Origin of the sequence: Intestinibacter sp., from assembly GCF_022780145.1 — a bacterium.
Classification (GTDB): domain Bacteria; phylum Bacillota; class Clostridia; order Peptostreptococcales; family Peptostreptococcaceae; genus Intestinibacter.
Map to the genome: position 1 here is coordinate 1 of NZ_JALEXO010000145.1, position 10,634 is coordinate 10,634.

Consider the following 10,634-nt stretch of genomic DNA (forward strand, 5'->3'; position numbering starts at 1 on the left):
TAAAATGGCTAAATTTATGAAAACTGTAGATGGAAATACAGCTGCTGCTCATGTTGCTTATGCATTTACTGATGTTGCTGCTATATATCCAATAACTCCTTCTTCAACTATGGCTGAATTAGTTGATGAATGGGCTTCTCAAGGAAGAAAAAATGTATTTGGACAACAAGTTAAAGTTGTTGAAATGCAATCAGAAGCAGGTGCTGCTGGTGCATTCCATGGATCATTACAAGGTGGTGCTTTAACTTCAACATTTACTGCATCTCAAGGGCTATTATTAATGATACCTAATATGTATAAAGTTGCTGGGGAATTATTACCAGGTGTATTCCACGTTACAGCTCGTGCAATAGCATCTCAAGCTTTATCAATATTCGGTGACCATCAAGACGTTATGGCTTGTAGACAAACTGGTGCATGTTTATTATGTTCAGGTTCTGTTCAAGAAGTTGCTGATATAGCTCCAGTAGCTCATATGTCTGCAATAGAAGGTTCTTTACCATTCTTACATTTCTTCGATGGATTCAGAACTTCACATGAAATACAAAAAGTAGAATTAATGGAAAATGAAGAATATGCACAATTAATAGATATGGATGCTGTTCAAGCGTTCAGAGATAAAGCATTATCTCCAAACCACCCAGTTACTCGTGGTACTGCTCAAAACCCAGACATTTACTTCCAAACAAGAGAAGTTTCTAATAAATACTATGATAATATGATAGACATAGTAGAAAAGAACATGGCTAAAGTAAGCGAATTAACAGGAAGAAAACATAGCTTATTCGATTACTATGGTGCAGAAGATGCTAAACATGTAGTAGTTGCTATGGGTTCTGTTACAGAAGCTTTAGAAGAAACAATAGACTACTTAAATGCTAGAGGAGAAAAATTAGGGGTTGTTAAAGTTCACCTTTACAGACCATTCTCTAAAAAACATTTCTTAGCTGCTATGCCAAAAACTGTAGAAAAAATAGCAGTTTTAGATAGAACTAAAGAACCAGGTTCATTAGGAGAACCATTATACTTAGATATATGCAACATCTACAAAGGTGTTGAAAATGCTCCAGTTATAGTTGGTGGTAGATACGGATTAGGTTCTAAAGATACTACTCCTACTGACTTACATGCAGTATTTGAAAACTTAAAATTAGACAAACCAGTTGATGGATTTACTATAGGTATAGTTGATGACGTAACTAACACTTCACTTCCAGCTGCAGAACCAATTAAGATATCTTCAAAAGGTACTGTAAGATGTAAATTCTGGGGATTAGGATCTGACGGTACTGTTGGAGCTAACAAACAAGCTATCAAGATAATAGGTGACCATACTGATAAATATGCTCAAGCATACTTTGATTATGACTCTAAAAAATCTGGTGGTATAACTATGTCTCACTTAAGATTTGGTGATACTCCAATCAGATCAACTTACTTATTAGACGAAGCTGATTATATAGCTTGTCATAACCAATCATATGTTTACAAATATGATTTATTAAAAGGACTTAGAAAAGGTGGTACATTCGTATTAAATACTATATGGAGTCCTGAAGAATTAGATCAACATTTACCAGCTGAAATGAAACAATATATCGCTAAAAACGATATACAATTCTATACAATAAACGCTGTTAAGATAGGACAAGAAATCGGTTTAGGAAATAGAATAAACATGATATGTCAAGCTGCTTTCTTCAAACTAGCTGACATAATACCAGTAGACGACGCTGTTAAATACTTAAAAGAATCTATAGTTAAAGCTTACGGTAAGAAAGGTGAAGCTATAGTAAACATGAACTACAAAGCAGTTGATGCTGGTATAGATTCATTAGTAAAAATAGATGTTCCAGCTGCTTGGGCTGATGCTGTTGATGCACCAAAACCAGAAGTAGATGAACCAGAATTCATCAAGAACATATTAAGACCAATGGTAGCTCAAAAAGGTAATGACCTTCCAGTATCTACATTCTTAGGATACGAAGATGGTACATTCCCATGTGGTACAGCTGCTTACGAAAAACGTGGTACTGCAGTTAACGTTCCTGAATGGATTCCAGATAACTGTATCCAATGTAATAGATGTTCATTCGTTTGTCCACATGCTTGTATAAGACCAGTTCTTGTAACTGACGAAGAATTAGCTGCTGCTCCAGAAAACTTTGTAGCTGTTGATGCTAAAGGTAAAGAATTAAAAGGATTAAAATTCAGAATGCAAGTTAGTATAATGGACTGTACTGGATGCGGAAACTGTGCTGACGTTTGTCCAGCTAAAGAAAAAGCATTAGTAATGAAACCATTAGAAAGCCAAGAAGCAGAAGTTGCAAAATGGGCTTATGCTGTTGATGCTAAGAAAGTTGCTCCAAAAGGTAACTTAATGAACGATAAGACTGTAAAAGGTAGCCAATTCAAACAACCACTTGTTGAATTCACAGGTGCTTGTGGTGGATGTGGTGAAACTCCATACATCAAATTAGTAACTCAATTATTTGGAGATAGAATGATGATAGCTAATGCTACTGGTTGTTCATCAATTTGGGGTGGTTCTGCTCCTTCAACTCCATATACTTGCAACCATGAAGGTAAAGGTCCATCTTGGGCAAACTCTTTATTCGAAGACAATGCTGAATATGGTTTAGGTATGAGACTTGCAGTTAAACAAATGAGAGACAAACTTGAAGACGATATGAAAGCTTTAATAGATGTTTGTGGTTGTGAAGACTGTGCAAAAGTATTAAACGCTTGGATAGATGCTAAAGAAGACAGTGCTGCTTCAGTTGAAGCTTCTAAAGCTGTTGTTGAATTATTAGAAAAAGCTAATCCAGAAAAAGAAGAAGCTAAAGCTTTAGTTGAAAGTATAAAATCTAGAAAAGACTACCTAGTTAAGAGATCTCAATGGATCCTTGGTGGAGACGGTTGGGCTTATGACATCGGTTACGGTGGTGTTGACCATGTATTAGCTTCAGGAGAAAACGTAAATGTATTAGTATTCGATACAGAAGTTTACTCTAATACTGGTGGACAATCTTCAAAAGCTACTCCACTTGCTGCTATGGCTAAATTCGCTGCTGCTGGTAAGAAATCTAGAAAGAAAGATTTAGGTATGATGGCTATATCTTATGGTAACGTATATGTTGCTCAAGTTGCTATAGGTGCTGATTATAACCAATTCGTTAAAGCTGTAGTTGAAGCTGAAGCTTATGATGGACCATCTCTAATCATATGCTACGCTCCATGTATCAACCACGGATTAAAATGTGGTATGGGTAAATCTATACAAAACGAAGCAGATGCAGTTAAATGTGGATACTGGCATTTATACAGACATAATCCACAACTTAAAGCAGAAGGTAAGAATCCATTCATATTAGATTCTAAAGAACCTACTGAAAGCTTCAGAGATTTCATAATGGGACAAGTAAGATATGCTTCTATAGCTAAACAATTCCCAGAACAAGCTGAAGAATTATTCACTATGGCTGAACAAGCTTCAAAAGATAGATTAGAAAGCTACAAGAGATTAGCTAACCAATAGGATTAGTTTAGGCTTTAAAATAAATCTTGAATATAAAATTTAAACATAAATAAAAAGATATGGTGAGTCTTAGGACTCACCATATTTTTCGTTTAGCGTATTATAAATGTGAATTATACAACATATCCGTTTTTTATATAAATATCATACTCAGATGATTCATCATAATAAAAATCTCCCATAAATGTGATATAGTCGCCTGTTTCTAGAGAACTTACATAATTCACGTCATCTTTATTACTTGCTGGAATGCAAATACATATTGAATATTTAGAACCATAAGTATTTAAGTATACATATGCACCGTTAGAATCAGTTTCAATTTTTTTAATTTCACCTGATAGTTCTAGCGATTCGTCACTGTAATAGCTTACTGCATCATCTTGGTCATCTTCAAAGTCATATATAATATCTTCAACAGAAGCTTCTATATAAGAATAATCTCTGTCATCATCTAAATCGTCAAAGAAGGCAGTTATATTTTGTAATTCATTTGAAGCATTTTGTAAAAACTCAGATGTATCGAAAAATGAAGTAAAAGAACCAATAGAATCTTGTATATTAGAGATTTTAGGTGAAATGCCAACTATTATAGCTACTATTATCAATAGTATAACAACGAAATTTTCTGATTTACCATCAATAGAAAATCTTGATGCTTGAATTTTGTTGCAGTGAGGACATTTCATTGCAGATTTATCCATTTCCATACTACAGTATTTACATCTTTTATATTCCTTCATAATTATTTCCTCCCCTAAAAATAATACTCCTTATGAAAAACATAATCTATATAGCTCTAAATAGCAATAAATTTAATTATACAAAATTGTAACCAAAAAAATACAGACTGTAAATTGCTTACAATCTGTATTTTATATAAATTATTAAACCATCGATTATATCCAATTAAAATGCTCACAAGCATAAGCTATACCATCGTCTTTAGCATCCTTTGTTACAAATGTAGCCTTTTCCTTTAACTTGTCTATTGCATTTCCCATGGCGATAGAAGTCCATTCATCTCTGAACATTTTTAAGTCGTTTTTACCATCTCCAAATACAACTGCATCTTCGTATGGAGCATTGTAGTAATCTAGTACGCTTTTTATTCCAACAGATTTGTCGTCTGGTTCGACAAATACATAAGTATCTTGATAACGAGCAAAAGGAACATTTTCAAGATTTTCTAGTTGATGTTCATTTTCTAGGGTGCAGGCTATATAAGCCTTGTAAATAACGTCTATTTTATCTATATCTAGACTTTCATCTACTGCTGTTTCCATATAATCGTCGTTTTGAGTATCTTCTATGAATTTAGAAGATTTACAGTATCTAACCTTTGAGTTATCGTATGAGATAGCCCAAGAAAAACCTTTTTCATCACATTCCTTTATTAATTTAACTACACTTTCTCTATCTAGAGGATCTATTTTTATTAATTTATTGTCGATAGTTATACCGTTTCCACCGTCACTTACCATATTTTTAAATCCAATTTCGTTACAATAATCAAATGCCATAGCTTGACTTCTTCCAGTAGCGATTGCACAAAAATGTCCTTGGCTTTCTAATTTTTCAATTGCGGCTTTAGCTGATTCAGGAATATATTTTCCTGGATTGCCTACTGCAAGTGTTCCGTCGATGTCGAAGAAGAAATATTTTTTTCTAAAATTTTTGTTTCCCATAAATTATCCTCCCAATATAAAAGTTCTAATTTTTATAAAATTTTATATAATTATGTCTATTTTAATTATATTATAAAAAAATAGAACAATTAATATTGTAAATTTCAATAGAAGGTTGAAAATTTATGAAATTTTTTTATTGTGTTACAGTAAACATATTGTATAGCTTCATAAGTTTAATGTCTTCTTTGGAAATTTTTAATTTTTTTACTAAATCAGTGTTTTCTTCTAAAGGTTTTTTACTAAATAGCATTTTTAAAGCATTCACGATGTTGTTATTGTGGATATTGTCTATATTAGATTTAATATATAAAAGCTGTTCAACATGGACGTTTAGAGCATTGCTGATTTCATATAAAGTTTGTATATCTATAGAAATATCTCCATTTTCATACTTAGAAACTGTAGATTTACTTTTATTGATTGAATTTGCAAGCTCTTGTATAGTCATATTTTTACTTTTTCTTATGTTTTTAATTTTTTTGCCTATTTCCATATTTATGTTAGGTAAATCATTCATATTGCCTGCCTCCTTGTAGTTGTATATAAAAGTTTCCTAAAAATATATTTTTTTTAGAAAATAATTGAAATTTCATTTTATATTAAAATTTTACCTTTAAAAAATAGATTTGTCTATTTAAGAGAAACTTTTTTAAAATAAAGTTTATCTTAAATAAACTACCTTTAATTGTGCAAGTTTAAATTCTGTGAAATAATAAAACTATAGAAAATAGATAAACTAATTTAAAAGGGGGATTTATAAATGGGAAAATATAATTTTGATGAAGTTATAGACAGAAGAAATAGTAATTCAATGAATACAGATGGTTTTAGAGAATATATATTCCATGCTCCACCAACAATGAAGTTTCCATATGCAGATGATGAATTTGTACGTATGTGGATAGCAGATATGGAATTTGCTACAGCACCTGAAATAATAGACGCCGTGAGAAAAAGACTAGATAAAAGAATATTCGGATATACAAAGATATTTGATCCAGCTTATTATGAAGCATTTAACGGTTGGTGCAAAAAACTTTACGATTGGAGCTTTGAAAAAGAACACCTCGTTACTTGCAACGGAGTGATACCAGCATTATATGAACTTGTAGACTATATAACAAATGAATACGAAAAAATCCTTATAGTGACTCCTTCATATGCTTATTTTAAACATGCTGTAGATTTTAATAAAAGAGAGCTTGTGACAAGTGATTTAATAGAAAAAGACAATTACTATACTATAGATTTTGAAGATTTTGAAGCTAAGGCAAAGGATGATAGAGTTACTCTATGCATATTCTGCAATCCTCACAATCCATCAGGTAGAGTTTGGACAGAAGAAGAATTGAAGAGAGTAGGGCAAATATGCTTAGATAACAATGTAATGGTTATATCAGATGAAATCCACTGTGACTTACTTAGAAATGGCAAAAAACATACTCCATTAGCTAAGTTATTTCCAGAGACAGACCAAATAATAACTTGTATGGCGCCAACTAAAACATTTAATATGGCAGGATTTATGATTTCAAATATAATAATACCAAATGAAAGAATAAGATCTATCTATAAAGATAGACATTATGATTTTGAAAATCCACTTAGTGTAGCAGCAGCACAAGCAGCTTATACAGATGGATATGATTGGTTGTGTGAACTTAAAGATTATTTAGATGAAAACTTTAAATTTACTAAAGAGTATCTAAGCAAAAATCTTCCAAAGGCAGTAATGCAAATATCAGAAGCGACTTATTTAGGATGGGTAAATATAAGTGCATATGTCGATTGTGATGAAAATTTACCTTTATTATTTGCAAATCATGCTGGGGTACTTCTAGAAGGTGGAGATATGTTTGTTAGAAATTCTAATGGATTTATAAGACTTAATTTAGCTTGTCCTAGATCTATTTTGGAAGAAGGATTAAAGAGAATTTGTGATCTTTTAAATAATAGATAGATATTTTATATAATTAAAAAGCTCCTTTGATACAAGTTTTAAATACTTGTTCAAAAGGAGTTTTTTATTAATTATTTATATGTAATTTTAATAGTTTCCAAGCGCTTGGAAAACATTCGAAGCAATCTGTTCTATCAGAAACAAATTCTATCAATTCATCGTACGTTTTGTATTTACCGGCTTTGGCATTTTCTAAAAGCTCACAAAAAGATATTTTATTACAGCTACAGACTTTTTCATTTAAGATTATATCATAAACATCATCTGGAGTACTTAAAATAATATCGCAATCTTTTGCAAGGAAAGGATCAGCTCCCCATAGAGCTAGTCCAAATTTAGTATCGTTATTTTTGGCGCATCTTATATCTGAAGATGAATCGCCTATAAATAAAATTTCTTTGTCAGTACAATTTGCAAGTTCCATAAGCTTTTGAAGTGGTTCAGCTGATGGCTTTGGGTTTTCTGTATCATCTATAGATACAGTGTAATTGAAGTAATTTTCTAAGTTGAAATTAGACACTAATTTATCTAATTCATGTCTCTTTCTAGATGTAACTATTGCCAGTTTTACGCCTAAATTTTTAAGTTTTACAAGTAAGTCTAATACGCCGTCGAAAAGTTTTACTTGATCCATTATTTTGTCGAATTCAGAAATCCATCTTACTTGAGCTTCTTTATAATTTGATATACCATAATGTTCAAGAATATCCTTTGCAGAGGTTCCTGTAAATGATATAAGTTCCTCCATTGAAACTGATATATTGTAGTAAATATCAAGGCATGTTTGGAGGCTTTTTAAATTTATAGTTTCAGAATTTAATAAAGTTCCATCTAAATCAAATGCAACTACATTATACATAAAATCACCGACCTATTTAAGTTCGATAGCTTGAACTACAAATATTTCTTCTAGTTGTTTTCCATCTTTATATGTTTTAAATCCACCGCCGAATATAGTGGCAGAAGTTATCGCTACGTCGTTTGAATCAAATAGAGCTAATTCAAATTTACGTCCTTCAAATATATGAAGTACTTTACCATCCTTTAAATCCATTTGTCTATCTGATTCCCCGTATATTTCATCGAAGTTGGCTTCTTTTCTAAATAAATCGTATTGGTCTAAGCTCTTTTGTAAATCTATATTTTTATAAGCTTCGTTAGGAAATTTAGCTATAGCGTCTTCTAATATATTTAATCCTCTAACATCTGTAAATCCCATCATACGACTGTACATTAATCCATTTTCCATTTTTGTATTCCCCCTTGAAATGTCTTTTTTTCTCTGTATATACAATTATATAATAATACTGTTTAAATCTAAAGTTATTTTTAAAAAGATAAGCTTGCGAGTTGTGATTGAATTTCAATAGGCAGAGTACATTTTTTTGTACAAAAAAATTTACATAAGCTATATGAAATCTAGTATAATTTTTGTATCGGGAAATTAATTCAAATTGTATAATAAGTGGAGGGTTTATGGAAAAAAATTATCAAAAAATATTAAATAATATAGGAGAAACTTATAAAAATTATATAGAAATCTCACTAGATGAAAGTGATTTTCTAAAAGTAAATATAATTTTAGATGAATTTGCAGGTATTAAATTACAACTAAAAAATGCTACGAATGATATAAGTGAGAATTTAAATCAAGAAATAAGAAATTTATCTTCTATGTCTTTTTTAGAAATAAAGGAAGTAGAAAATGGATATTTATTTTCTATACTTGTAGGAAATAAAAGAAGAAAAGATAGATTTACATATTTCTGTAGTGATGTAGAATTTGATATGGAGTTTTACGACTACAGTAAAATAGAAATTTCTCAAGATGAAATTATAGACAATTATAGAGTAGTACTGGCGGTTAAAGAAGCTAGAAATCTACTAGAAAAACACGCTCTATTAGGAGATGAAGGTATAAACGAAAAAGAAAAATCCTTAATTAAAAATGCAATGCTAATTGTGCTTTTAAATTCATCTCAATTTTACGAGGTTTACAATGAAAAATCTATTTGCGATATATATGATTTGTTCTTAAAATACAACGATAGATACGAAAAGAAGGAGTTTTTAGAAGCAGCTTTAGATGCCTGCAAGCCATACGAAGGCGAGATCGAAGAAATAGAAGCTCTTGAAAATACAATTAAATCTTATTTAGATATTCAAGACGAATTAGATAAAAATATAAAAAACACAAAGAGTTTTGACTTTGAAAAATTTCAAAAGGATATAGAAAAATATCAAGATAAGTGCTATTACTACAAGCCTATGTACAAAATTTACGCTGATTTTTCTATAAATATAAAAAAAGCCTGTGAAGGCTTCAAAGATAGAAATAAAGCTGAAAAGACTCAGTTTTCAATCGATATGGAAAAATACATATATGAAAAAATACTGCCACAATTAAAAGAAAATGGATTTGAAGGTGAATTTCCTAATTACAGATATAAAGACGATAAAAAAATATATATGCTGAGCTTTAAAATAAAAAATGACAAGGTAGTAATAGAGAGTGGCGATAGAAAAATAAGCTCCAAGAAAATGAAAAGCTTATTACAAAATATAGATTATGTAGAAATGAATTTATTTGATCTAGATGAATATTTTTATGTTGATTGCAAGAAGACAGAAGAAATAGATGTGTGTGTAGAAGATGTTTTAGAGGATTTAGAGATTCATAAAGATATGTCTAAGCTTCGTCAAGAAATTCGCGATATTTTAAATGAGGAGGATGAAGTAGAACAAGATCAAAACAACGATGGATTTATAAATAAGATTTTTTCAATATTTAAGAAGAAAAATTAACATTTTAATATAAGGAGATTTTATTATGCAGGATAGAGATTATCTTAAAGTAAAAAGAAACTGGTATGATGATGATGAAGAATTATTAAACCTTTACGACATGCAGGAGGAGTTTTTTGAAAAAGGTGAATTTGCAATCGGCGCTATAGTTGCTGCAAATAATAGGCTTTTTAAATGGGGAGTTTTAGATTTACCAGCTTATATAATATATACATTTGATAAGTACTATAATGATGTAGATCATATGGAGGAATTAGAAAACATAGCCGATCAAATAGCAGATTTAGGCGGAAAAAGACAGGAGGATAAAAATTTAAAGCAAATAGCATATGCGATGGAGACAGAGGTAGAGCGCGTGTTTGGAGTCAGACTGCCAGATGATATGACAGGTGGCAGAGAGATTTTCTTTAGCTCTATAATGGTAAATAGAAAATACCTTCCAGGCAAAAAAATAGATAGAAGTATATATCCATTTAATATATTGAGGGGTAAAAGACCTGATGCTATGCTAATTCCACATTGGTATTGGTAGAATTAATTTGTCTAAAGGTACGCCAAAATTAAATAGACGACAGTATAAATTAGTACATTGCTTGCATTTATCAAAGTAGAGCGATGTACTTTTTTCGTTGTCGTAAAC

At 30.9% G+C, this 10,634-nt stretch carries 9 protein-coding genes; 4 read left to right on the forward strand and 5 right to left on the reverse strand.

Translation table 11 applies throughout. From position 1 onward, the window contains the following. Positions 1–4 precede the first annotated feature (4 nt). Positions 5–3,538, forward strand: a complete 3,534-nt coding sequence (gene nifJ / locus MR593_RS05620; RefSeq protein ID WP_290690671.1) for a pyruvate:ferredoxin (flavodoxin) oxidoreductase — start codon at positions 5–7, stop codon at positions 3,536–3,538. Between the two features lie 113 nt (positions 3,539–3,651). On the opposite strand, the gene MR593_RS05625 is transcribed toward nifJ, so the two are convergent. The 3 genes from MR593_RS05625 to MR593_RS05635 all read right to left on the reverse strand — a co-directional run bounded on the left by MR593_RS05625 (position 3,652) and on the right by MR593_RS05635 (position 5,746). Next, positions 3,652–4,281, reverse strand: a complete 630-nt coding sequence (locus MR593_RS05625) for a hypothetical protein (protein ID WP_290690651.1) — start codon at positions 4,279–4,281, stop codon at positions 3,652–3,654. A gap of 156 nt (positions 4,282–4,437) precedes the next feature. Next, a complete protein-coding gene (locus MR593_RS05630; RefSeq protein ID WP_290690654.1) occupies positions 4,438–5,226 on the reverse strand; it encodes an HAD-IIB family hydrolase in 789 nt (262 codons plus the stop codon). 136 nt (positions 5,227–5,362) lie between these two features. Beyond that, a complete protein-coding gene (locus tag MR593_RS05635; protein WP_290690657.1) occupies positions 5,363–5,746 on the reverse strand; it encodes a helix-turn-helix domain-containing protein in 384 nt (127 codons plus the stop codon). Between the two features lie 243 nt (positions 5,747–5,989). Between MR593_RS05635 and MR593_RS05640 the strand changes: the two genes are divergently transcribed. Then, complete coding sequence (locus MR593_RS05640; RefSeq protein WP_290690658.1) at positions 5,990–7,189, forward strand: MalY/PatB family protein; 1,200 nt, start codon at positions 5,990–5,992, stop codon at positions 7,187–7,189. A 67-nt stretch (positions 7,190–7,256) separates the two neighbouring features. Here MR593_RS05640 and MR593_RS05645 read toward each other — a convergent pair whose 3' ends face one another. Further along, positions 7,257–8,048 carry an HAD family hydrolase gene (locus MR593_RS05645; protein ID WP_290690661.1) on the reverse strand — a complete coding sequence of 264 codons (792 nt, stop codon included), beginning with the start codon at positions 8,046–8,048 and terminating at the stop codon, positions 7,257–7,259. Between the two features lie 12 nt (positions 8,049–8,060). Continuing rightward, positions 8,061–8,438 carry a hypothetical protein gene (locus MR593_RS05650; RefSeq protein WP_290690663.1) on the reverse strand — a complete coding sequence of 126 codons (378 nt, stop codon included), beginning with the start codon at positions 8,436–8,438 and terminating at the stop codon, positions 8,061–8,063. Positions 8,439–8,665: 227 nt separating this feature from the next. Between MR593_RS05650 and MR593_RS05655 the strand changes: the two genes are divergently transcribed. Beyond that, positions 8,666–9,994 carry a hypothetical protein gene (locus tag MR593_RS05655; protein ID WP_290690666.1) on the forward strand — a complete coding sequence of 443 codons (1,329 nt, stop codon included), beginning with the start codon at positions 8,666–8,668 and terminating at the stop codon, positions 9,992–9,994. A gap of 25 nt (positions 9,995–10,019) precedes the next feature. Further along, complete coding sequence (locus MR593_RS05660; protein WP_290690669.1) at positions 10,020–10,526, forward strand: hypothetical protein; 507 nt, start codon at positions 10,020–10,022, stop codon at positions 10,524–10,526. Positions 10,527–10,634 lie beyond the last annotated feature (108 nt).

Bases quoted from the DNA above. Each gene is read 5' to 3' on its own strand.
- MR593_RS05635 (WP_290690657.1), bottom strand. From the start codon at position 5,746: ATGAATGATTTACCTAACATAAATATGGAAATAGGCAAAAAAATTAAA.
- MR593_RS05645 (WP_290690661.1), bottom strand. From the start codon at position 8,048: ATGTATAATGTAGTTGCATTTGATTTAGATGGAACTTTATTAAATTCT.
- MR593_RS05625 (WP_290690651.1), bottom strand. From the start codon at position 4,281: ATGAAGGAATATAAAAGATGTAAATACTGTAGTATGGAAATGGATAAA.
- MR593_RS05640 (WP_290690658.1), top strand. From the start codon at position 5,990: ATGGGAAAATATAATTTTGATGAAGTTATAGACAGAAGAAATAGTAAT.
- MR593_RS05660 (WP_290690669.1), top strand. From the start codon at position 10,020: ATGCAGGATAGAGATTATCTTAAAGTAAAAAGAAACTGGTATGATGAT.
- nifJ (WP_290690671.1), top strand. From the start codon at position 5: ATGGCTAAATTTATGAAAACTGTAGATGGAAATACAGCTGCTGCTCAT.
- MR593_RS05650 (WP_290690663.1), bottom strand. From the start codon at position 8,438: ATGGAAAATGGATTAATGTACAGTCGTATGATGGGATTTACAGATGTT.
- MR593_RS05655 (WP_290690666.1), top strand. From the start codon at position 8,666: ATGGAAAAAAATTATCAAAAAATATTAAATAATATAGGAGAAACTTAT.
- MR593_RS05630 (WP_290690654.1), bottom strand. From the start codon at position 5,226: ATGGGAAACAAAAATTTTAGAAAAAAATATTTCTTCTTCGACATCGAC.